The 22,280-nt window shown below is 58.2% G+C and carries 21 protein-coding genes; 12 read left to right on the top strand and 9 right to left on the bottom strand.

Annotation, left to right across the window (positions count from 1 at the left end):
* The first annotated feature begins 13 nt into the window (after positions 1–13).
* A complete protein-coding gene (locus tag ACG74X_RS11560) occupies positions 14–658 on the top strand; it encodes an HdeD family acid-resistance protein (protein ID WP_411234914.1) in 645 nt (214 codons plus the stop codon).
* Here ACG74X_RS11560 and ACG74X_RS11555 read toward each other — a convergent pair.
* Positions 645–1,295, bottom strand: a complete 651-nt coding sequence (locus tag ACG74X_RS11555; protein ID WP_411234912.1) for a potassium channel family protein — start codon at positions 1,293–1,295, stop codon at positions 645–647. The genes ACG74X_RS11560 and ACG74X_RS11555 overlap by 14 nt on opposite strands.
* Positions 1,296–1,301: 6 nt before the next feature.
* Positions 1,302–2,771: a TrkH family potassium uptake protein gene (locus ACG74X_RS11550; protein ID WP_411234911.1), complete on the bottom strand. Its 1,470-nt coding sequence runs from the start codon at positions 2,769–2,771 to the stop codon at positions 1,302–1,304.
* A 237-nt stretch (positions 2,772–3,008) separates the two neighbouring features.
* On the opposite strand from ACG74X_RS11550, the gene ACG74X_RS11545 reads away from it, so the two are divergent.
* Both ACG74X_RS11545 and ACG74X_RS11540 read left to right on the top strand, forming a co-directional pair.
* A complete protein-coding gene (locus ACG74X_RS11545; RefSeq protein WP_411234909.1) occupies positions 3,009–3,863 on the top strand; it encodes an SDR family oxidoreductase in 855 nt (284 codons plus the stop codon).
* Positions 3,864–3,927: 64 nt separating this feature from the next.
* Positions 3,928–5,439: an alpha-amylase family glycosyl hydrolase gene (locus tag ACG74X_RS11540; protein ID WP_411234908.1), complete on the top strand. Its 1,512-nt coding sequence runs from the start codon at positions 3,928–3,930 to the stop codon at positions 5,437–5,439.
* 95 nt (positions 5,440–5,534) lie between these two features.
* Here the strand turns inward: ACG74X_RS11540 and ACG74X_RS11535 are convergent, their stop codons facing one another.
* The 7 genes from ACG74X_RS11535 to ACG74X_RS11505 all read right to left on the bottom strand — a co-directional run bounded on the left by ACG74X_RS11535 (position 5,535) and on the right by ACG74X_RS11505 (position 13,581).
* Complete coding sequence (locus tag ACG74X_RS11535; protein WP_411234907.1) at positions 5,535–6,509, bottom strand: SDR family oxidoreductase; 975 nt, start codon at positions 6,507–6,509, stop codon at positions 5,535–5,537.
* Between the two features lie 323 nt (positions 6,510–6,832).
* Complete coding sequence (locus ACG74X_RS11530; protein WP_411234905.1) at positions 6,833–7,630, bottom strand: SDR family NAD(P)-dependent oxidoreductase; 798 nt, start codon at positions 7,628–7,630, stop codon at positions 6,833–6,835.
* Between the two features lie 85 nt (positions 7,631–7,715).
* Entirely contained in the window at positions 7,716–9,296 is a 1,581-nt protein-coding gene (locus tag ACG74X_RS11525) for a sodium:solute symporter (RefSeq protein ID WP_411234904.1), read from the bottom strand.
* The gene (locus tag ACG74X_RS11520) at positions 9,293–10,453 is read right to left on the bottom strand and encodes a mechanosensitive ion channel family protein (protein ID WP_411234902.1); all 1,161 of its coding nucleotides are present in this window, start codon (positions 10,451–10,453) and stop codon (positions 9,293–9,295) included. The genes ACG74X_RS11525 and ACG74X_RS11520 overlap by 4 nt, the downstream gene beginning before the upstream one ends.
* 6 nt (positions 10,454–10,459) lie before the next feature.
* Entirely contained in the window at positions 10,460–12,061 is a 1,602-nt protein-coding gene (locus ACG74X_RS11515; protein ID WP_411234901.1) for a sodium:solute symporter, read from the bottom strand.
* 129 nt (positions 12,062–12,190) lie between these two features.
* Entirely contained in the window at positions 12,191–12,346 is a 156-nt protein-coding gene (locus ACG74X_RS11510) for a hypothetical protein (protein WP_411234900.1), read from the bottom strand.
* 203 nt (positions 12,347–12,549) lie between these two features.
* The gene (locus tag ACG74X_RS11505; protein WP_411234899.1) at positions 12,550–13,581 is read right to left on the bottom strand and encodes a sodium:calcium antiporter; all 1,032 of its coding nucleotides are present in this window, start codon (positions 13,579–13,581) and stop codon (positions 12,550–12,552) included.
* A gap of 102 nt (positions 13,582–13,683) precedes the next feature.
* On the opposite strand from ACG74X_RS11505, the gene ACG74X_RS11500 reads away from it, so the two are divergent.
* From ACG74X_RS11500 to ACG74X_RS11460, 9 genes are all read left to right on the top strand, one after another.
* Positions 13,684–14,352, top strand: a complete 669-nt coding sequence (locus ACG74X_RS11500; protein WP_411234897.1) for a gluconate 2-dehydrogenase subunit 3 family protein — start codon at positions 13,684–13,686, stop codon at positions 14,350–14,352.
* A gap of 3 nt (positions 14,353–14,355) precedes the next feature.
* Positions 14,356–16,140: a GMC family oxidoreductase gene (locus ACG74X_RS11495; RefSeq protein ID WP_411234896.1), complete on the top strand. Its 1,785-nt coding sequence runs from the start codon at positions 14,356–14,358 to the stop codon at positions 16,138–16,140.
* An 11-nt stretch (positions 16,141–16,151) separates the two neighbouring features.
* The gene (locus tag ACG74X_RS11490) at positions 16,152–16,976 is read left to right on the top strand and encodes a c-type cytochrome (protein ID WP_411234894.1); all 825 of its coding nucleotides are present in this window, start codon (positions 16,152–16,154) and stop codon (positions 16,974–16,976) included.
* Between the two features lie 14 nt (positions 16,977–16,990).
* A complete protein-coding gene (locus ACG74X_RS11485) occupies positions 16,991–17,479 on the top strand; it encodes a c-type cytochrome (protein ID WP_411234893.1) in 489 nt (162 codons plus the stop codon).
* Entirely contained in the window at positions 17,479–18,423 is a 945-nt protein-coding gene (coxB, locus tag ACG74X_RS11480; RefSeq protein ID WP_411234891.1) for a cytochrome c oxidase subunit II, read from the top strand. Before ACG74X_RS11485 ends, coxB begins: the two co-directional genes overlap by 1 nt.
* Positions 18,420–20,969 carry a cytochrome c oxidase subunit I gene (ctaD, locus tag ACG74X_RS11475; RefSeq protein WP_411234889.1) on the top strand — a complete coding sequence of 850 codons (2,550 nt, stop codon included), beginning with the start codon at positions 18,420–18,422 and terminating at the stop codon, positions 20,967–20,969. Before coxB ends, ctaD begins: the two co-directional genes overlap by 4 nt.
* On the top strand, positions 20,966–21,295 hold the full coding sequence (locus tag ACG74X_RS11470; protein ID WP_411234888.1) for a hypothetical protein: 330 nt from the start codon (positions 20,966–20,968) through the stop codon (positions 21,293–21,295). Before ctaD ends, ACG74X_RS11470 begins: the two co-directional genes overlap by 4 nt.
* A gap of 17 nt (positions 21,296–21,312) precedes the next feature.
* Positions 21,313–22,020: a cytochrome c oxidase assembly protein gene (locus ACG74X_RS11465; RefSeq protein WP_411234886.1), complete on the top strand. Its 708-nt coding sequence runs from the start codon at positions 21,313–21,315 to the stop codon at positions 22,018–22,020.
* 78 nt (positions 22,021–22,098) lie between these two features.
* Entirely contained in the window at positions 22,099–22,263 is a 165-nt protein-coding gene (locus tag ACG74X_RS11460; RefSeq protein WP_411234885.1) for a hypothetical protein, read from the top strand.
* The last annotated feature ends 17 nt before the right edge of the window (positions 22,264–22,280 follow it).

Raw genomic sequence — 22,280 nt, 5'->3', positions numbered from 1 at the left:
AGGCTAGTAAACCATGACCAGCACATCGCAGACTGTTGATAATGCAACCGATCAGACCGCCGCGCCCGATGAGGCGTTTCGCGCGGGGAAAGTCGCGGCAGAGAACCGGTGGCTTCTGCTGCTGGTTGGGGCGGTGACACTTCTTGCGGGCACCATTGCGCTTCTCATGCCGTTTCTGGCGTCGCTTACTGCGGCGCTCGTCGTAGGGTGGGTGCTGATCGCCAGCGGCGCTGTGGGGCTGGTGACCGCCATACGCCGCAAGGAAGGTTGGGCGCTGGCGGCTGCCTTTGCGATGGCGCTGCTGTCTTTCGTCGGCGGTGTTCTGATGATCGTGCAACCCATTGCGGGCGTCTTTGCGCTGACAACGGTTCTGATCGGATATTTCGCGGCAAGTGGCATATTGCGGATCTTCTACGGTGCGCGATCATTTGGCAGCGGTGGCGCGTGGATGGTGGCGACCGGCCTGTTGTCGTTTTTGCTTGCGCTGCTGTTGTTCTTTGGCTTGCCCTTCAGTGCGGCCTGGGTGCCGGGCGTGATGCTTGGCGTTGACCTGATCGCCTGGGGCGCGGTGCAAATCGCGCTTGCGGTGAAGATTGGAAAAACGCCATCTGTAGCGCCTGACACCGCGACAGATGAGCCATCGCTCAATCCTCGCTGAATACGGCTTGAAGCGCATCTGCGTCATCCTGTGATACGACAAACAGAATGCGGTCGCCCTTGGTCAGATACACGTCCGGATCGGCAAAAGTTTCCCTGTCCTCTCCGGCATGTGCAATCGGGCGGGCGTTTTCAGGCAGATCCAGATCCTTGATCTGTTTGCCGTCCATTTCTGGCGGGACTGTGTGATTTGTAATCCGCAACTCCCGATGCAGGGCAAGGTCGGTGTCCATTTCGCTGTTTTGGGTAAGACCCGTCACAATAGACCGCGCAAGGCTTTCATGTGGCGTGATGATGTCATCGAGTTTCAATTCATCCGCCACGGACAGCAATTCAGACCGCACGATTTGCGGGACGACCCTTTCGAACCCAACCGATCTGCCGACGATCGCCGAGAGGATGTTCACATCGTCCTTATTTGTGAGCGCGACAAGGGCGTCCGACCCGTCGCCATAGGCATCGCGCAGAGTCGACGGTAAGGTGCCGTCTCCACAGATCATTGCTGCGTCCAGACCGTCGGACAGTTCGTCCAAACGGTTTTCGTCGATGTCGATCAGCACAACTTCGTGTCCATCTTCGATAAGCTGTCTGACGGTCGCCAATCCAAATCGGGATGCGCCCAAAACGGTAATATGCATGCGCGGTTAACTCCTTGAGATCCAGGTCGAGGGCAGAAACAATGCAATCAGGACGAAAAACTCGAGACGCCCCACAAGCATAGCAAAGACAGCCATCACTTTCAGTCCCGTCCCAAGGTCGGGCCCGATGACACCGGCGGACAGGCCGACACCCGATAGCGCCGAGACGGCATCGAACAGCGCGGGAAGGGGAGGATGATCGGCAAGACACAAGGCGGTCCAGAAGACCAGCGTGCTGGCCAGGTAGATGACCAACAACGCACCCGAGAACAGAATGGCCTCGGAGTCAGCGCGTTTTTTGCCAATCTTGAGATGGGACACCGCGCTGGCGGGCAACCGTAATCGCAGGAACACCAATCCTGCCATGCGGATCAGCATGGTGACGCGCGCTGTTTTCAAGCCACCTGTGGTCGATCCGACATCACCTCCCAATACCATCGCCAGGATGAAAAGAAGCATGATCGGGCTGAACGATGCGACCGGCGAGGTTGAGAACCCGGCCGTTGTTTGGGCGCTAATATGGTTCAGAACACCCAAAAAGACGGCCTTTCCGTTCCAGCCCTGCATGATCACGTGCAGGACAAGATAGATCAGGCTTCCTGCCAGAATGATGCCAAGCGTGACCGGCACGGTTCCCCGCGACAGGGCAGAGCGTGGCCCGAGTTTGACGGCGACCGCGTAAAACAACAGCGACACGGATGTTGTGATGCACAGCAATATTGCGAAGGCTTGCGCGCCCGCAGAGTAATCCGCCAAGCTGCTGTCACGGGGCGAAAATCCTCCGGTCGATACAGCGGTCAACGCGATCATCGGGCCTTCCCACCAGCCGGGAAACAGCGGGATCGAGATAAGAACGCCGAGGACCGTGATGATCGAATAGGCGGTCAGCACAAGCCGCGCCTTTGCGCGGGTCGAGGCGAAATAATCCGTTCCGCCGACCGCCTGATTGCCCAAAACCTTTGCCGCCCGCCCCGAGTCCATGAGCAGCGCAACACCCGCGATCGCAATCACAACGCCCCCGCACCATTGCATCCATGCGCGCAGGAAATGCGCAGAGATCGGCCAGCTTTCGGCATCGGTGGCGACGGACAGACCCGTGGTGGTTATGCCCGACGCAGCCTCGAACATGGCGTCCCATGGTGACATGTTCAGCGTCATAAACGCAGGCACCGCCAAAAGCGTGGAGATCACAAATATAAGCGCCAGAGTGGCAACCGCTTCGATCCGGCGGACATCTTTTTGGGTCTCGTACTGCCGCGAAATGAAACCCAGCGCAATCAGCGCAACGGTCGGGGTCAAAAGCGCGAGCGACAAGTCGCGTTGCCTTTCGATCAGGGCGGCAATCCCGGGCGCACCAACCAGCACAGCCAGAACCGGCGTTTGCTTCAGCAGCGCCTGCGCAACGACAGGAACCCGAGCGCGCACAGCAACCGCTGCCTGACCACTGCGCAAGACGCTTTTCGACTGTTTAGGCACTGAATGAAATCTGACAGGTTGGTGGCATTAAAAACATAAAAATTAACGCATCAGGCGCGCCATGGTTCCGCGGTAATCGCAAAGCTGTGGGTGGTTTGCCTGTTCTGGCCGGAAACATCGGGGGCGGCACAGTTATATTCACCATGCATGTGCGGGATCTCAGGAAAAACGACGTTCTTCAAGGAACCGCCGCGGAGGATGGCCGTTGATAAAAAGACAGCTTCACAGGAGCATAAAATGACCGAGCATCCGAAGATACCGCCGCAATCCCAGGACAGCATGCCCGCCGACGAACACAAGATGGACCCGGCCCCGGACTGGACGCCGCGTTATCCGAGCGCGGGAAAGCTGAAAGGCAAATGTGCAATTATCACTGGGGGCGACAGTGGCATCGGTCGTGCCGTGGCTGTCCTTTTCGCGCGCGAAGGTGCGACGGTCGGAATCATTTACCTTGAGGAAGACCGCGACGCGCAAGACACCATCGCTGCGATCGAAGATGAAGGCGGCACGGGCTTCTCTGAGAAAGCCGATATCGGCAGTCGCGCGGATGCGTTTGCGGCCATGGAGGCGTTGATCAACAAGATGGGTGGGCTGGACATTCTGGTCAACAATGCCGCCCAACAATATCTGCAAACCGATCTGCGTGATATCACGGAGGACCAACTTCGGCGCACGTTTGACAGCAATGTGATGGGTTATTTCTTTTGCACGCAGGCCGCGCTGAACCATATTCCCGAAGGTGGCGCTATCATCAACACAGCCAGCGTCAACGCGTTCAAGGGCAACGCGACCTTGGTCGATTACTCTGCCACGCGGGGGGCCATCACTGCGTTTTCGCGGTCGGTGGCAAGCCAACTGGCCGATACCGGCATTCGTGTGAACTGTGTGGCACCTGGCCCGATCTGGACGCCGTTTATCCCCGGCACGATGCCTGCAGATATGGTCGAGGATTTCGGAAGCCAGGTTCCGATGGGCCGTGCAGGGCAGCCCTGGGAAGTGGCGACATCGTATTTGTTTCTCGCCTGCGATGACGGCAATTTCTTCACTGGTCAGACGCTGCATCCAAACGGTGGTATGATCGTTGGTAGCTGATTCCTCCTCGCCGCGCGGTCTTTGGCCAAAGAACCCCGTCATCTACCAAATATATCCCAGGTCGTTGCAGGATACGTCCGGCAACGGCGAAGGGGATCTGAAGGGTGTTGCAACGCGTCTTGATCATATTGCGCGCCTGGGTGTCGATGCCATCTGGTTGTCGCCTTTCTTTGTTTCGCCGCAATGCGATGGCGGATATGACGTTGTCGATCACAGGGCGGTCGATCCGCGCTATGGTACGATGGACGATTTCGATGCTGTGATTGAACAGGCGCATGAATTGGGCCTGCGGGTGATGATTGATCAGGTGTTCAATCACACATCCGATCAGCATCCGTGGTTCAAGAAATCCCTACACCGCGAACCGGGGTTTGAGGATATCTATGTCTGGGCCGATCCGTGCCCGGATGGCAGCCCGCCATCCAATTGGATCGCGTTCTTTGGGCATCCGGCTTGGCGATGGCACCCGCAGCGGGCGCAGTATTGCCTGCATCCGTTTCTGCCATGTCAACCAAGCCTCAACCACCACAGCCCCAAAGTGCATGACGCCTTGCGCGAAATTACAGAATTCTGGCGCGCGCGGGGTGTTGACGGCTTTCGCTATGATGCGGTGACCAGCTTTTATTACGATCCCGAATTTCGGGACAATCCCCCGTCCGGAGATGCTCGGGCGCGCATTCCCGGGCCGCCAAGCAATCCGTTTACGATGCAACAGCATAAGCATGATATGCTGCCGGACGATTGTGCCGCCTTTGCGAGTGATATTCGCAAGTGGGCAGGTCAGGATACTTATCTCATTGGCGAAGTGAACGAAGGGCCGCGATCCATTGAGGTTTTGCATAAATTCACTGCCCCGGACCGGCTTGATGCCGGGTATGTTGTGGATATGCCGGAACGCGGCGTGTCGGGTATTTTGCTGGCTGAGATGATAGACCGGCTGGGGCCGCCGGGGCCGCTTGCGTGGTGGTTATCGTCGCATGATCAGGCGCGCCATGTCAGCCGAGAGGGTGATGGTAGCCCGCGCGATGCGCGGTTGTTTGCGGCGTTGATGCTGGCATTGCCAGGGCCTGTCCTGCTTTATCAAGGCGAAGAGCTGGGGCTGCAGCAGTCTGACATTCCCTTTGATAAGTTGCACGATCCCTTCGACAAAACATACTGGCCGAACCCGCCGGGCCGGGATGGGGCGCGAACGCCGATGGTTTGGGATCGCGATGCTGAAAATTTTGGCTTCTCAACCGCGTCACCCTGGTTGCCGGTCAGCTGCCCGCCCGATGGAGCCGCTGCGGAGCAGTGGGCGAACGACGCGTCGGTTTTGCGGTTCTATCAAACCGCGCTGCAAAAGCGCCGTGCTTTGGGTTTGGCGGAGGGTGACATAGATGTGCGTCTTGCCGAAGACCATGTATTTATCGCCAAAATCACGTCTGACTCCGCAACGGTCGTCGTAGCTGTAAACCTGTCTGCGGGTCCGCAGGATGTGCCGTTTGCGGGTGACCTTGCACCTGTTCTTTCAAGCGCGGAACAACCGGTTTCCGACCAGATCGCGCCACGCAGTGTTGTGTGGTACCGCGAGGAGTGACAGGCGGCATTCAGCCATCCTATCCGCAATGGTGTGAAGGTTTAGACGAACTGGTGTCGCTCACCGCTCAGGATGGTGAGCGCCAGAGGGCACTGCTACCCCAGTAACAACCCAAGCAGCAATGCCGCCACTGGCAGAGCGGCAAACGCGATGATCCGGGCGCGATCGGCATCGACGATCAGCGCAGAGTCGCGTGCATTCTCTGTGAACCGCCCCTCGGCCTGTGCGCTGATCCCGCTGACCGGCGACGACAGGTTGTTCGGCCGTCCCCCCGGTTCGTCCTCATCCGACTTTTGCATCTCGGCCCCGCTATCGGCAAGTTTGCTGTCCAACCACGCGGGCAGAACCATATTGCCGAACACGAGTTGCAGCACCGAACTGCCGACGAAGTATTCGCGCCGTCCCTCTTTCACAGCACGCATGATCGCGCGGGCTGCCACATCGGGATCAAAGATGGGCGGGGCTGGCTGTGGTTTCTTGGGCAACCGGTTCAGCGCCCAATCGAATTGTGGTGTGTTCACTGCTGGCAATTGCACGACGCTGACCGTCACGTTCGATCCTTGCCGGATCAGCTCGGACCGGATTGAGGAAGTGAAGCCGTTAATGGCGTGTTTGGAGGCGCAATAGGCGGATTGATAGGGCACAGACCGGTAACCAAGCCCCGAGCCGACATTCACGATACGGCCCCGATTGCGCCGCTCCATCAGGGCAAGCGCCGTGCGTGTTCCGTTTGCGACGCCCATCAATGTCGTATCGACGATGCGCTTGAATTCGTCAGGTTTCATCGACGGAAAGGGCGAAAAACTGGTCATCATTGCTGCATTGATCCAGACAGATACCGGTCCAAGCGTTTCTTCAATCGCAGCCCCGGCACGCGCAACGGCATTGGCGTCGGCGACGTCGCAACTTAGCGCAAGAACCTGATCGCCATAATCAGTCTCAAGCTCTGTCAGACGCTCTTGTCCGCGCGCCAAAACGCCAACGCGATACCCGTCTTTGATCAAATGAGAGACGACCGCGCGGCCAACCCCAGCAGTTCCGCCCGCCACAATGGCAACTTGTTCCGACATAGTCGATTTCCCTTTCTGATCTGGAATTGTGATGGCGTCTCGCCGTTGACCGTTTAACGCGCCGCGTGTTGGCTCATGTTCCATGAAGACCCAAGCGAACCGGTGCGCGTGAATGGCGGTGACACGGCACACAATGCCAATGGCATTTGCATGGTTTACCTATTGAACGATCTCATGGAACAAACCTGTCTCCCCTAGCAGGTCATCACAGCCCGACTCTTTGGGGCTGTGTTTTTCTGCGGATTGATCGGGTTCGAACGCGAAACCGATTGGCAGGAATGCGTACTCATATGCTCGTGGGAATGATCACACTACGCCGTATGTCATGTGGACATCGCAGCCACTGAACCACCGTCAACGCGGTAGTTTGCTCCCACCACAAAGCTTGCTTTCTCAGAGCAAAGGAACGCAATCGCGGCGGCCACCTCTTCGGGTTTGCCCCGGCGTTTCAGTTCCAGATAGGGGCGCTCTTCGTCCAGAAAGCTTTCGATTGCCTCATCCTGGCTGACACCTTGCTGTTCGGCGCGTTGATCCATCATCCCGTCTGTCATCGGCGTTTCGATAAAGGCTGGTGACACGGCATTGATCAGCACGCCGTTCTTGGCGGTGACGCGCGACAGACATTTGGTAAAATTCAGCAACCCTGCCTTGGCAACATTATAGACCGCTTCTTCGGGATAGGGTTGGACGGCGTTTTCGCTGGTGACGACAACGGCGCGGCCCCATCCCTTGCGTTCCATCGGCGGTACAAACTGGCGCATCGTGCGGACAACGGACATGAAATCCGTCTCCCACGCATGCTGCCAATCGGCATCCTTAAGCTCTAGCGGGTGGCCTTTGGCTCCGGTGACGCCTGCCGCGCAAACCAGAATGTCCGGCATGGTGAACCGTTCTTCCACCGACGCGGCCAACCCTTCGATTTGGCGCGGATCGGTCAGATCGGCTTGCAACGCAGATGCGCCCTCGCCAAGATCTGAGGCCGCGTCAGAGACAGCGTCGCCTTTCAAATCCACAAGGATCACTTTGGCACCTTCGGTCAACAAAGCCTGCGCCGTGGCGCGTCCAATCCCCGATGCGCCCCCGGTGATCAAAGCGGTTTTTCCGTTCAATCCATAATCCATAATCCAGCCTTTCTGTTCGGTTGTTTGGAGTGTCCAGAGGTCAACGCCCCGCTGTCCAAGCAGTTCCTTGGCCAGCGGGCCGCGGTCACCAGAACAGCACAAGCGTTCCGATCATCAACGCCGTGAGGATCACAGCATGTGTTTTTACATTGGCCCAGACAGGTGCGTTGCAGGCTTTCGTGTCGAACGCGGTCTCTCGCGACCAGAGGCTGTCTTTGTCAACGTCCGCCTGTTCATCCATCAGGCTGAGGGCAACAAAAACCACGGCAGAGATGACCGTCATGATGGTCACATTGATCGTGTAGTGCAAAGGCCAGATTCCCAACTGATTGGTGACGAAAACCCCAAGGCCAAGAAGATGGCCACTGATCAGCGTCCAGAATGCGGCATTCGCGGTGCCCCGGGGCCACAATGCGCCCAGAGTGAAGCAGACAACCAGGGGCGGAACGAGGACCGAAAACGCCTGTTGAATGTAGGACCACAGACCGCCGAAATACTGAATGAACGGTGCCCATGCGATAGCGATCACCATAAAGCCCAGCGTGGCGCGTGTGCCCCATGTCTTCTGCTGCTCTGGCGTCGGTTCCTTGTCGCGCTTGATCAGGAAGTCGTTGACCAGCAGGGTCGATGATGAATTCAGCGTGCTGTCCACCGTCGACATGATCGCGGCAATCAGACCGGCCATGACCAAACCTGTCAGACCCACGGGCAACACCTGTGTGATGATGATCGGAAACACCTGATCCGGCTCTGAGATGTCGGGCAAGGTAACAACCGCCATCACGCCGGGCAGGATGATAAAGAATGTCGGCAGGATTTTAAGGATACCGCCCAGGATCGCCCCCCATTGTGCGCGCGAGAGGTCTTTTGCGCCCAGGATGCGCTGAACAATATATTGGTTGGTGACCCAATACCAAAAGCCCAGCAGCCATACGCCGGTAAACAGACCCGGCCACGGCAGGGTGGCATCATCAATTGGCTGTACGATGCTCAAGTTGCCCTCGGGCACCTGGTCGGCCACCGTCGCCCACGAGAAATCGACGGATTGGAACATCAGGAACGCGGTGAGCGCGGTGCCAAGGATCAGGACCACGGCTTGCAGCACATCGGTATAAACAACGGCGCGCAAACCCCCGGTCGCGGTGTAGATGCCCGCAAAAATGCCGATCCCGACGCAAAACATCCAAATGTCGATATCAGGAAAGAACACCTGCATCACAACGGCCCCGGCATAAAGCCCGCCCGCTGTGTCGACGATCACCGTAAACACAATTGTGAGACCGGAAAAATAAAGCCGCACCCGGCGTGAAAAGCGTTTTTCAAGGTATTCAGGTGTCGTGGAGATGCGGGATTTGAGAAAGACCGGCGCAAAGACAAAGGCCATGAGCAGTAATGGGATGCCCGCCATCCATTCGTAAGCCGATACAGCCAGCCCGCCCTCGTAGGCGCTGCCTGTCAGACCAACGAGTGTCGAGGTCGAGATGTTGGAGGCGAAAAGCGAGAACCCGATCACACCCCATCCCAGAGATCGCCCGGCCAGAAACAGGTCTTCGCCGGTCTTGGTCTGGCGCGACACCCAGACCCCGATGGCAATCACCAAACCAAGGTATCCAGCAATGACAATGTAGTCGATCATCGCCAGATCTGCGTCTATCTCTCCGTTCATCGGGTCTGTCCTTTGCCATTTTCTGAATGCGTCTGTTGTGCTTTGTGTGAAATGCCCGGGTTAGACGACGATCCAGAGACCGCCAGTTCTCCACGCAGCCGCGGCAGCGCTTCGGGGTATTCCTGCTGAAACCAGTCGATCATCTTCTCACGAATTTCGCAGCGCAGATCCCATGCCTGCGGCGAGGTCCGCGCGCTCATCAGGCCGCGCAGCGTGATCGTGTCCTTGTCGGTGTCGGTCACCTGAAGATTGACAACCTGCCCATCCCAATGCGGAGATTTTTTGACCAGTTCTTCAAGTCGCGTTCGCGCTTTGCTGACCGGTACGGTGTAATCAAGATGCCAGAACACGGCACCGATGATCGTCGCGCTTTCGCGGGTCCAGTTCTGAAATGGCTGTTCGATAAAGTAGGAAAGCGGCACGACCATGCGCCGCCAGTCCCAGATACGGACAACGACGTAAGTGGCAAAAATCTCTTCGATCCACCCCCATTCGCCTTCCACGATGACGACGTCATCCAGACGAATGGGCTGCGTGATCGCAATCTGAACACCGGCAATCAGATTCGCCAGCACCGGACGCGCCGCCAGACCAAGGATCAGCCCGGCAGCCCCTGCCGATGCAAACAGGCTCACACCGTATTTCTGTACGCTTTCAAATGTCAGCAGAACGGCGGCCGTTGTCAGGATGACCAGAACGATCACTGCGGTTCGCCGCAACACGCGCACTTGGGTGACGTATTTGCGTGCAGCAAGGTTGTCATCGGTATCCATCCGATAGCGCCGCATGGATCGGTCCGAAAAGTGGTTGACCAAAAGGATCAATGTCCAGCCGATCAAAACGATCAGCAGAATAAGGGCGATGTGTTGAAGCCCGTCGCGCCAGAGCACAGGAAGTCGCACCAGTGGGAGAACGATCACAAGACCCAGAAGTACGAAAGCCAGTCGCATCGGACGACGGGCGCGTCGCACAAGTGAGCCCATCATCCCGACATCCACATCCAGCACGCGCACCAGCGTTCGAAAGACAAGAAAGTGAATAAGAAGACCCAGACAGACTGCAGCAATCACGGCCAAGACCGGCACGATGAAGGCTGGCAGATTGTCTGCCAGCGCTTCAACTCTGCTGATGAAGGTTTCGATGTCTGCCCAGTTCATCCAGGATCACCAGAACCAGATGACAAAGCCGGCGGTTGAAAGGATCAGCAGGCCAGCCCACAGCGTCCGGTCTTGCCATAGCGGGCTTTCCCATTCAGTGAACACCTTACGGGCCTCCGAACCGGACCAGACCAGATCGTCCAGGTTTTCTTTTTCCTCTGCCGAGGTCATGGCCGAGATCCCCATATGCGTTGCGATACCGAGCAACATCATGATGGTCGACATGATCGTGTAATGGATCTCGGGCAGTCCAAGGTTTGCCCAGATGCCGGTCACCTCTTTCAGGATAAAGAGCGGGATACCGACCACGAGGCCCAGAATGATCGTCCAGAACGCGCCGTTGCCGTTCAGCCAAGGGATAAACAGGCCGAGGATATAAACGACGACGATCGTGGGAATGATATAGCTTAGCGATGATTGGAAATAGCTGAACAGGCTTTCGAACCCGGCGATGGACGGGGCATAGATTGCACCGAACACCATGACGACACCCGTCACGATCCGGCCCAGCCAGACCTGCCGCTCTTCGCTGACATTCCAGATGGGCTCGACGAAGTCTTTGACCACCAAGGTCGAGGCAGAGTTCATCGCACTGTCGAGCGATGACATGATCGCCGCGATCAGCGCTGCCATGATCAATCCGCGCAGCCCGATCGGCATTAGTTCGAATGCGAGTGTGGGGAAGGCAAGGTCCGGCGTCTCCAGCTCGGGGTAGAGTTTAAGCGCAATCAGACCCGGCAGGATCATCAGAAACAGGTTCGGCAATTTAAGGAACCCTGCAAACAAGGCACCGATCTGTCCTTCCTTGAGGTTCTTGGCACCCAGCGTGCGCTGCACGACGAACTGGTTGATGGTCCAGTAATAAAAGCCAAGCAGGACAACACCCCACAGCCCGGTCCATGGAAGGAAATCATCGTTGGCCGGCAGGATAAGCTTGGTCTTTTCTTCCGGTACGTCGATGAACAGCTGCTTCCATCCGCCGATCTCATCAAGGCCGATCCAGAACAGGATGGCGGCACCGATGATCAGCAGAATGGCCTGAACGGTGTCGGTGACAACCACCGCCGACAGACCGCCAAGAATGGTGTAAATACCCGCCACCAAGGCCAGCACCGCAACGGCACTCCACAGGTTCAGGTATCCAGTGACATTGGAAATCACAAGCCCGCCTGCGTAAAGTGCTCCGGCGGTGTCAATGAAAAGAATGGCAAGAATTGTGAAAATCGAAAAGGCTCGCCGGGACCGAACGTCATAACGCTCTTCGAGGAATTCAGGCACGGTCGAAATTTTGGCGCGCAGGAAAGACGGCAGAACAAAGATAGCAAACAGGATCAGAACAAGTGCTGCCGTCCATTCGTAGTTGAAGATCACCACGCCATTGGCATATGCGCCGCCCATCAAGCCTACAAAGCTGGACCCCGACATGTTCGAGGCAAAAAGCGAAAAGCCGATCAAATACCAGGGCAGCGACCGCCCGGCGAGGAAGTAATCGTCAGATCCTCCGCCGGATTTGCGGGAAATATAAATTCCGTGGGCGATGACACCGATGAAGTAAACTACGACAATTGCGTAATCTATCCAATGAAGATCAAATTTTGCATCGCCCATGGTGGTATCCTTTCGTGATAGGTCGAAAATCCTGTGGAAAGTTGGCGGGGGAGGGGGCCCCCGCCGACCAGGCGTCGCATATGAATTTGGGAGGGAACCGCGATGCCTGGAATTGGTGTTCAGGTCACGTCAGTAAGGTCGAAGCCGACCTTTCTGGCGGATTTTTGGTTCGATGGGTTGCAACGCAAACGCATGGCCAAGACCCGCCGGGCCGATGACGATCAAACCGAATATGCGGTGGGCATCCCGGAGGATATTCGCGGATGTCAAAAGAAACTGGGCCATAGGATACTCCTGAAGCGGGAATTATATAAGTTGCAGTATGCTGACTGCCTGGCCCAACTCCGCGACCCGGAAATCGGTTTCATAGATTTGTGAGAATAACGTGGGTGACCGTCTGATAAGATCGCAGATCAGTTCAATAAGACGCGCATTTTACTGCCTAATTTACGAGTATTTTTTGCGGCATGTCTGCAGCCGTGTTTTTGTCAACCCATACTCGCCTGAATGGCGATTGCAGCGATATACACCAGCAAGATCGTAAGGCTTTCACGGCCAATTCCGCCCGGTCCTTGGCGTTCGCGATACAGCAGACCCAATAACAGGATCGCGGTCATCAAAAACCCGACGGTGAGCCAGAACAAATCACCTTTTCCAATCGCGTGGTAGAGCGACCCATCGCGGTATCCAATGTCGGAAATCGTCAGGAATAATGTATCGAACGTATTGCCACCGATAATTCCGCCGACCGCCAATTGTAATGCGCCACGGCGCACTGCCGCGATTGTCGTCACAAGTTCCGGCAGCGATGTAATTACAGCGGTCATCAAGGCTCCGACAAGCGAGGCCGAGACATCCATACGATCCGTGATCTCCGCCCCGATGCGGCTGATCACCCAGCCCGCAACGCCCATAACTGCCATCAGCAAAAGAAACCACAGGATCAGTCCGCGCGCCGGTTTTCCGGGGTCGTCGCCTTCGCCCGGAGTGTCGGCGCGCGTCTCGCCTGTTTCAACCGGTTCCCACATGGGCTCTTTGCGCAATCTGGCTGTTGCGACGACCCCAAAGCCGTAGACCGCCACCAAAATCACAGAGGCAGGGTGAACACCCCAGACGCTGAAATCCGGCGTCGCATATGCAGCCAAAGGAACGCTGAGCAACAACAACAGCAAACCGCATTGGAACATATTCGCAAGCTCTGCTGCGGCGTGTTCAAGGTTGGCGCGCCGGTACAGAATATCCGCGATGGCCAGAAATGCCGTCTGCGCGGCAATGCCGCCGACCCCGTTGCTGAACGCCAATGACGCTCGACCGTCCAACGCTGCCGTGAGGGACACAATCGTTCCCGAAAACGACGTGGCGGCCCCAAGAAGAACCCCGCCGACGACCGCCTCACCCAGACCTGTGCGATCGGCGATCCGGTCGGCAAGGTCGGTCATGCGCAATCCGGCGATCAGGATTACTCCGGCGGCGACGCCACCAATCACAAGCAAATAAACAAGAGGCATCGTCGCGAACATAAGCAGTGAACGCACCATGATGCGCATTTGTTCAAATCAATTCTGGAACCTCACGCCGATGGGCTGCGTTGAACGACAACTGAACCGCTAGGGATTTACTGTATGCCAAAGCTATTTTCGCGCCGAGCGGTGCTTGCACAGATTGCCGGTACAGCCGCGCTGGCGACAACCCCGCCGCACCACGCCTTCGCCAATCTTGACAGCGAACCCTGGTCCTTTCTGACCGATGACGAGGCACAATGGCTTGCCGCGATTGCCGATGTGTTCATCCCGCAAGATGAATTTCCAAGCGCCAGTCAGGCCGGTGTCGTCGACTATATCGATCTGCAGATGGCGACCGGGTATGGAACGGGCGAGGGGCTTTATCTCAAAGGCCCGTTTCCCGAAGGCACCCCGCAGCAAGGCTATCAGTTGCCGCTGAGCCCGGCAGAGCTTTTGCGCGCTGGCATCAATGCCGCGCGCAGCGAGATCGACCTTGCCACAACACCGCTGCCCGAGCGTGAAAGTTGGGTTCAGGAATTCTCTGAACGCGATGAGAGTGCGATCTTCTTCAATGAGGTGTTGAGCCTCACCAATGAGGGCTATTTTGCCGATCCGATCTATCGCGGCAATCACGAATATGCAGGCTGGCGCATGGTCGGGTTTCCAGGGGCGCACGCCTATTTTACTGAACGCGTCGGTGACAACAAACCCACCACCCAGCCGCCCATGGGCATTGCGCATGGTCAGATGAACCACACGCTGCCCCGGCCCATCGGGCAGGAGGGTTAAGTCATGGTACAACGGACCCTTCCCAAAACCGATGTTGTGATTGTCGGCGGTGGCTGGACCGGCCTTGCGACGGCCTATGAATTGGCCCATGCCGGGCAGCGTTGCGTGGTTCTCGAACGCGGTCGCGACCGCCACACCGCAACCTCTTTCGCCGGACCCGAAGAGCATGACGAGCTGAAATACGCCCTGCGCTACGGGCATATGCAGGACGTCAAGAAAGAGACCCTGACCTTCCGCAACACTCGCGACCAGCAGGCGCTGCCGATGCGTCGCCTTGGATCTTTCCTGCCGGGCAGTGGCCTTGGTGGCGCGGGTATTCATTGGAATGGGCAAATCTGGCGGCCCTTGCCCAGCGATCTGGAGATGCGCACCCATTACGAGGACCGTTATGGCAGCCAGTTCATCCCCGAGGACCTCACCATTCAGGACTGGGGTGTCACTTATGATGAGCTTGAGCCGCATCTGGATTTCTTTGAGCGCGTCTGCGGTGCTGCGGGGGCGGCGGGCAACCTGAACGGAGAACCACAGGATGGCGGCAACCCGTTTGAGGGGGCGCGCAAGGCCGATTACCCCAACCCCGCGATGAAGCAGCCGATCTCGAACACGCTGTTTGGCAAGGCGGCGCAAAAGCTGGGCTACAATCCGTTCCCGATGCCCTCGGCGAATGTCACGCGGGCCTATGAAAACCCCTATGGCGCGCAGCTTCATCCCTGCACCTATTGCGGCTTTTGCGAACGGTTCGGCTGTGGCTATTTCGCCAAGGCGGACCCAATCATCTGTGTCTACGACCGCATCAAGGATCACGAGAATTTCGAGATCCGGTTCGAGGCGCAGGTGCTGCGGGTTGAAAAATCAGCCGATGGCCAGACCGCGACGGGCGTGACCTATCTGGACGAAAACGGGGTCGAGGTGTTCCAGCCTGCCGATACCGTGTGCCTGAATGCCTATGGGCTTTGGAACGTGCACCTGATGCTCGTTTCCGGCCTTGGCACGCCCTATGACCCGGAAACGCGCACCGGGACGGTGGGGCGCAATTATGCCTATCAGACCATCGCGGCGGTTGATGCGTTCTTTGATGACAGCGTCACCACTAACCCGTTCATGGGGGCCGGGGCGCTGGGTGTCGTGGTTGATGATTTCAACGGCGACAATTTCGATCATTCCGAGCTGGGCTTTCTGGGCGGCGGCTACATCGCCTGCAAGCAGTACCATGGCCGTCCGATCAGCTATCAGCCGGTGCCAGACGGCACGCCCAGATGGGGGGCCGAGTGGAAGCGCGCCGTGCGAGAGAATTACAACCGACATGCTGATCTGGTGATCCACGGCTCATCGGTGTCCACGCACGAGAATTACCTCGACCTCGACCCGACCTGGACCGACGCGTACGGCCGTCCGCTTTTGCGGATGACGTTCAACTTCCCCGACAATGACCGCAAGATGAGCGATTACGTGATGAACCGTGCGGTCGAGATCGCGCAGGAGATGGACAACGTCACGTCCGTGTCATCGACCAACTTGGCCGCTGTGGGCAATGACTATTCGATCGTGCCGTACCAGACGACGCATAACGTGGGCGGTGCGGTGATGGGGACCGACCCGCAAACCTCGGTCGTGAACCGCTATGGCCAGATGTGGGACCATCACAACGTCTTTGTCTTCGGCGCGTGCCTGTTCCCGCAGAACCTTGGCTACAACCCGACAGGCCCGCTGATGGGGCTGGCCTATTGGACGCTTGAGCACATGAAGACCGATTACCTGACCAACCCCCGCCCCTTGATGGACGCCTGAAGGAGAGACCGATGACCCAGCGCAAATACGTCAAACCTGCCGGGATCGCCGCTGCCCTGAGTGCGATCATCGCGCTTCCGTTCGTCGGTTATGCCCAAGACCGCGAGGCGCAACCCGGCATCGCAGCACTTGAAGCGAACCTGCTGGACGAGCGCGCGCTTTTCAATGCGACCGTCGAAGAGCCGGTTGATGATGACTTACTTGAACTCGGTCGGCTGGTGGCGATGGGCGGTGCTGAAAACGGTGGGTCCGGGATGGCCTGCATCACCTGTCATGGTGCCAATGGCATGGGTGACGGCTCAGGCGCGTTCCCACGACTGGCAGGGCAGGCCGGGTGGTACACCTACAAGCAGCTGGTGGATTACGCGTCGGGCGCGCGGCCCAACAAGGTCATGTCAGGGGTGGCACAACGCCTGACCGAACACGAAATGGAGGCCGTGGCCGCCTATTACGCTGCCGTTGAAGCACCCTATCGTCCGGCCGCGGGCGATGTGGATGCGGGCTTGTTACAGTGGGGTGGTCAACTCGGCGCTGTCGGATCAGCCGAGCGGGGAATCCCGGCCTGTGTGAATTGTCATGGCCCGTCCGGCACCGGCAATCCACCTTCCGTGCCATACCTTGCGGGTCAATACGCCAATTACATGACCTATCAGCTTCAGCTGTGGCGCGAAGGCGTGCGCGACAATGACGCGATGAATGTCATGTCGTCGATTGCCAAGAAAATGACCGACGAGGATATGCGCGCGGTGTCCGAATATTATGCCCGCGTAAGGCCCATGGTTGACAGGGTTGTCCCCGTAGCGGCCGACATTGATATTCCCGAAATCGCCGACTGATCCCGATGGCCACCATGCGCACATATACCACCGTCGCGTTGATCGCGGCCGCGAGCGTTGGCGCGATGGCGTGGTCTGCGATCAAGCCCGGAGACGGGATCGGCACACAGGCCTACGTTGTTACGCAAGACGCGATCCGCGCAACGGCGGACTGGTTTCGAAGAGGTCCGGCGGATGGCCGACCCGATTGGGAAGCCGCCGCGTTTGATATGTATGACGCTGATGCCGATCATGGCGCGGCGCTGATGTTGCAATATGGCTGTGGATCGTGCCACGCGATCCCCGGCGTTGCCGGCGCGCGCGGGTCTGTCGGCCCCAGTCTTGAGGGCTTTCGTGACCGCGCCTATGTCGCCGGGGTTCTGCCGAACCGACCCGGTGATCTGGTGCGCTGGCTGATCAATCCGCCGCTTCATGCGCCTCAGACCGCGATGCCCGACCTTGGCGTCACCGAAGCCGAGGCGCGGGACATGGCGGCCTATCTCTACACATTGCGAGGGGGATGATGGAACCGCTTGCCGACACTTCGACCCTGGATATGTACGGGTCTCAATCCGCGCTTCGGCCCTCGGGATTCGGGGCTTCAATGACCTATGATCTGACGCTGGTCATGACCGTATTCTTTGGCGTCGTCTTTGTCTTCGTCATGGCGCTTCTGGTCTTTGCCTGGCGACGCGAGACACCGGCAGGTCATTGGTGGGTCTGGTCAGGCGGTATCATTCTGCCGGTTGTCACCATTGTCACATTGATGACCGCCTCGACCGCGATCCTGGTGGCCAGCACCCGCAGTGATGATCAGGCGTTGGTCATAGACGTGACCGGATATCAATTCTGGTGGGATGTTGTGTACGATCCAGACGGGATCGCACTGCGCGACGCAAACGAGCTTGTGTTGCCTGCGGACCGCGCCGTGACGCTCCGTCTGAAGTCAAACGATGTGATCCATTCTTTCTGGGTGCCGTCGATCGCGGGCAAGATGGATATGATCCCGGGGCGTATCAACACCCTGACCATTCGCCCCCAAGAGCCGGGCCGTTACCGGGGGCAATGTGCCGAGTTCTGCGGCCTGAGCCATCCGCGGATGGCGTTTGAAGTGGTCGTTCTGGAACCCGAGGCGTTCGATGCGTGGCTGCTGACCACTCAGGGAGAGGCACGCGATATGGCCCGGCCCGAGCTTCTGGATGGCAAACAGGTGTTCATCGACGAAGGTTGTTCGGCCTGTCATGAAATCCGCGGCGTTGCCGAGGGTGGTCGCCTTGGCCCTGACCTGACCCGCGTGGGGGCACGCGCCAGTCTCGGTGCCGGGATGTGGCGCATGAACCAAGGCAACCTTGCCGGGTGGATCGCCGATGTCGGCGATATGAAGCCCGGCGCGCAGATGCCGTCTTACAACCACCTGAGCGGGCCTGAATTGCGCGCCGTCTCGGCCTATCTGGCGAGCCTGAAATGACTGATGCACCGTTTAACCCCACGCCTGTCCCAAAGCCGCGAGATGGCGCTTACGACATCGCGCCCAAGGGTGAGCCCGAAAAGGACTTTGAAGAGATTTGGGCGACGCCCGAAGGCGCAAGGGTGCTGTCCTCGGTCAGTCATCGCGTGGTGGGCAAACGGTTTCTGATCACCGGGTTCATCTTTTTCCTGATCGCTGGTGTGCTCGCGCTTCTGGTGCGGTTGCAACTTCTGGTGCCTGAAAACACGTTTCTTGACAGCGAGACTTACAACCAGGTCTTCACGATGCACGGAACGATCATGATGTTCCTGTTCGCGATCCCGATGCTTGAAGGGTTTGCGGTGTATCTGATCCCGCTGATGATTGGCGCGCGCGATCTGGTGTTCCCGCGTCTTGGAGCATTCGGCTATTATTGCTACCTGTTCGGTGGCATCATCGTGCTGTCGTCTTTCCTGTTTGATGCGGCCCCGGCGGGCGGTTGGTTCATGTATGTGCCGCTGTCGACCAGCCAATACACCGAAGGGCTGAGCGCGGATTTCTGGCTGATCGGGATCACTCTTGCCGAGATTGCAAGCGTCACCGCGGCGGTCGAGATCATCGCCGCGATCCTCTGTACCCGCGCGCCGGGTATGAGCCTGACCAAAATGCCGATCCTGATGTGGTATCTGCTGGTCACCGCCTTCATGATCGCAGTCGGCTTTCCGCCGCTTATCATCGGGTCAATCCTGTTGGAGGCGGAACGGTTGCTGGGTCTGCCCTTCTTTGACGTGGCCTTGGGGGGTGATCCTCTGCTGTGGCAGCACCTGTTCTGGATCTTCGGCCACCCGGAAGTTTACATCATCTTTCTGCCTGCGGCCGGGATGGTGGCAACAATGTTGCCTGTCTTTGTGGGCAAGCCGCTTTTTGGCTACGGCTTTGCGGTGGCTGCTGTCATCACCATGGGCTTTCTGAGCTTTGGTCTCTGGGCGCATCACATGTTCGCCACCGGTTTGCCTGTCATGTCGCTTACGCTGTTTTCTGCTGCGTCGACAATGGTCGCGGTGCCGACCGGCGTGCAGGTCTTTTGTTTTATCGCCACACTGACCCTGGGCAGGCCACGGCTGACCGTGCCGATGCTGTTCATCCTCGGATTTCTGTTCATCTTTGTGATCGGCGGGTTCACCGGCGTCATGATTGCCGCTGTGCCGTTCAACCTCCAAGCGCATGACAGTTACTTCATCGTCGCGCATCTGCACTACGTTCTGATGGGGGGCTTCGTTTTCCCGATGTTTGCAGCGCTGTATTACTGGGTGCCGCATTTTACCGGACGGATGATGTCAGACACGCTGGGGCGCTGGGCGTTCTGGTTGATGTTTCTTGGGTTCAACCTGGCGTTTTTCATGATGCATCTGACCGGCTTGCGCGGCATGCCCCGACGCATCGCAACCTATCCCGAAGGGATTGGCTGGGACCGGCTCAATATGCTGTCGACCATTGGGGCATTTATTCTGGCCGCTGGCATCGCCGTGTTCATTGTGGATTTCTTTCGACATCAACGTACCGGGCAAAAGGCCAAACGAGATCCTTGGGGGGCTGCGACGCTTGAATGGCTCTATGAGCCGCGCACGCCTGGCTACAATTTCCGGGCCATCCCAACCATCACCTCGCGCGAGCCGCTGTGGGATCAGCCCGAATTGACCGACCGTCCCGCCGCAGAGGTCGAGGGTGCGTTGCGCATCAACTACGACCACCGGCGTGAAACCATCGGGTGTGATCCGGTAAGCGGGGAGCCGATCCAGATTGTGCGCTTGCCGCATCCCACTTGGTTTCCGTTGATCGCCGCGTCGGGCCTTGCGGTGCTCTTTGCCGCGACGTTGGCGTCGCTGTACTGGTTGTCGGCCATTGGTGGCGTGATCGCTCTGATCGGGCTGACTGGCTGGATCTGGGAACCCTCCGACAGTGGTGTGATGCGCAAGACAGGATTACATGACCACGCGTCTTTGCCGGTGAACGTGGTCGATCACAAAAGCCATCTGCATGTGGGCACGATTATTACAATCCTGATCCTGTTTGCATTGTTTGCCTCACTGGTGTTCGCGGGCCTGTACCTTTGGAACACCCAACCAAGTTTCGCCGAAGCGACCGACCGGCCTGCCCGTATCTTTGCCTTGTTGGCGGGGGGGCTCTCGGTGATCCTTTTCGCCCTCTGTTGGATGACCGGTCGGCGGGCGTTGCTGCAAGGATCTTTGGCGGTTGGCCTGTTCATCAACCTTCTGACCGGCGTGGTCACGGTGGCGCTTGGCCTGTGCTTTTTCTGGGCGTTGTTGCCGATTGACCCCTACAGAACAGCGTTTGCGGCCGTCGGCTGGGCCATGGGCGCTTATGTGGGCGCGCTTCTTGCGGTGTCGTTTTACTGGACCGTGTTCAACGCGCTGCGCAAGGCGACAGGACGCGTTCTGCTTGGGCAAGGGCTGCCTGATCTGTTGCTGGGTGGCTTTGGCAAGGCCACCGCAATCATGGCGGGGATCACGGCTATTGCCTTTTTGTTCGCGGGGACGCCGCAATGACCCGTTTGATGTTTCATATCGCCCGCCCGATCACGCTCTGGTCGCTGCATTTCATTGCTATTTACGCTCTGATTTCAGCGGCTTGTGCGCCGCGTGGGCTGATGGAGACCGACGTGATGCGCGCGGTTGCCACCCTTGGCACATTGGCGACAGGTCTTTTGATGCTGTTTTGGCTGATCCAGGCCATGCGAAGCTCGCGCCGCGTGTCGGGTGACGCCGAGGAACGTCCGCTGGTGATCGCGGCGCTGTGGTCAGCGGGGATCTCGCTGATGGCGATTTTCGCAAATCTTTGGCCGGTTGCGACGCTGGCGTCTTGCTCCGGGTGACAGAAAGAGAGGCTCTCATGGATGATTATACCCCCTTTTGTGGCACGCCGCCGCTTCCAACCGAACTGTTGACGCGCTGGACCTTCGATCCGCTGTTGATTGTGGGACTGCTGTTGGCGTGGGGTGTCGGCATACGTTTTGCCGCCAACACATCGCGCTTTTCCGGGGCCTGGGCATTGGTGGCAATCCTGTTCGTGTCGCCGCTTTGTGCCGCCTCGATGGCGCTGTTTTCGGCACGAGTTGCACAGCACATTTTGCTGACGCTGGTTGCTGCGCCGCTTTTGGCGTCGGCCTTGCCAAAATTGCGGCTACCGCCAATGCTGCTTGCACTGGTCTTCGCCGCCCTCTTCTGGTTCTGGCATGTGCCAATACCGTACCAGGCGACCCTGGAAAGCGATCTGACATATTGGGCGATGCACCTGTCCCTTTTTGGCGCAGCAACCCTGCTTTTCGGGGCATTTCGGGCGACACCGGAAAAATCCGTCATGGCCGCCGCGTTCACTGGGGCACAGCTTACATTGTTCGCCGTCACACTGACGCTGGCCCCAACGCCGTGGCACGACTGGCATCTTCTGACCACGATTCCCTATGGCATTACGCCTCTTGGGGATCAGCAATTTGCGGGCGCTCTCATGTGGGTTGCGGGTGGCCTTTTGTTTCTCGCTGTTCTTGGCAAGCTGGCTTTCCAGTTCCTGCGCGACACAGCCACTGAACCAGCGCGATAAGCCGGGCAAAAGGCGGAACCTATGCTGCAGGTGCAGCGTTGTCCTTTGGCAGTCACTGCCAGAGGACACAGACACCATATGCAATCCCAGATCCGTATCACCAGTCTACCTGTCGACGGCCGCGGAACGCGCTTGCTGCCCGCGACCAAATCTATCCCGAATGAGAGGCTGCCGGTCCATGACCGCCCTTTGTCGCAATATGTCGTCGGCACGGATCGCGCCGCCGGGATCGAAAACCTTTAGCAGCCTGAGGATAAAAT

It is taken from the genome of Marivita sp. S0852, assembly GCF_046591575.1.
In the GTDB taxonomy this organism is placed as follows: Bacteria; Pseudomonadota; Alphaproteobacteria; order Rhodobacterales; family Rhodobacteraceae; genus Marivita.
Note: the sequence above shows the minus strand (reverse complement) of the source record. Positions and strands in the feature narration are given on the sequence as shown.

Bases quoted from the DNA above. Each gene is read 5' to 3' on its own strand.
- ACG74X_RS11505 (WP_411234899.1), bottom strand. From the start codon at position 13,581: ATGTTCGCGACGATGCCTCTTGTTTATTTGCTTGTGATTGGTGGCGTC.
- ACG74X_RS11500 (WP_411234897.1), top strand. From the start codon at position 13,684: ATGCCAAAGCTATTTTCGCGCCGAGCGGTGCTTGCACAGATTGCCGGT.
- ACG74X_RS11490 (WP_411234894.1), top strand. From the start codon at position 16,152: ATGACCCAGCGCAAATACGTCAAACCTGCCGGGATCGCCGCTGCCCTG.
- ACG74X_RS11545 (WP_411234909.1), top strand. From the start codon at position 3,009: ATGACCGAGCATCCGAAGATACCGCCGCAATCCCAGGACAGCATGCCC.
- ACG74X_RS11520 (WP_411234902.1), bottom strand. From the start codon at position 10,453: ATGAACTGGGCAGACATCGAAACCTTCATCAGCAGAGTTGAAGCGCTG.
- ACG74X_RS11485 (WP_411234893.1), top strand. From the start codon at position 16,991: ATGCGCACATATACCACCGTCGCGTTGATCGCGGCCGCGAGCGTTGGC.
- ACG74X_RS11555 (WP_411234912.1), bottom strand. From the start codon at position 1,295: ATGCATATTACCGTTTTGGGCGCATCCCGATTTGGATTGGCGACCGTC.
- ACG74X_RS11495 (WP_411234896.1), top strand. From the start codon at position 14,356: ATGGTACAACGGACCCTTCCCAAAACCGATGTTGTGATTGTCGGCGGT.
- coxB (WP_411234891.1), top strand. From the start codon at position 17,479: ATGGAACCGCTTGCCGACACTTCGACCCTGGATATGTACGGGTCTCAA.
- ACG74X_RS11515 (WP_411234901.1), bottom strand. From the start codon at position 12,061: ATGGGCGATGCAAAATTTGATCTTCATTGGATAGATTACGCAATTGTC.
- ACG74X_RS11470 (WP_411234888.1), top strand. From the start codon at position 20,966: ATGACCCGTTTGATGTTTCATATCGCCCGCCCGATCACGCTCTGGTCG.
- ACG74X_RS11535 (WP_411234907.1), bottom strand. From the start codon at position 6,509: ATGTCGGAACAAGTTGCCATTGTGGCGGGCGGAACTGCTGGGGTTGGC.
- ACG74X_RS11460 (WP_411234885.1), top strand. From the start codon at position 22,099: ATGCAATCCCAGATCCGTATCACCAGTCTACCTGTCGACGGCCGCGGA.
- ACG74X_RS11560 (WP_411234914.1), top strand. From the start codon at position 14: ATGACCAGCACATCGCAGACTGTTGATAATGCAACCGATCAGACCGCC.
- ACG74X_RS11510 (WP_411234900.1), bottom strand. From the start codon at position 12,346: ATGGCCCAGTTTCTTTTGACATCCGCGAATATCCTCCGGGATGCCCAC.
- ACG74X_RS11465 (WP_411234886.1), top strand. From the start codon at position 21,313: ATGGATGATTATACCCCCTTTTGTGGCACGCCGCCGCTTCCAACCGAA.
- ctaD (WP_411234889.1), top strand. From the start codon at position 18,420: ATGACTGATGCACCGTTTAACCCCACGCCTGTCCCAAAGCCGCGAGAT.
- ACG74X_RS11530 (WP_411234905.1), bottom strand. From the start codon at position 7,630: ATGGATTATGGATTGAACGGAAAAACCGCTTTGATCACCGGGGGCGCA.
- ACG74X_RS11525 (WP_411234904.1), bottom strand. From the start codon at position 9,296: ATGAACGGAGAGATAGACGCAGATCTGGCGATGATCGACTACATTGTC.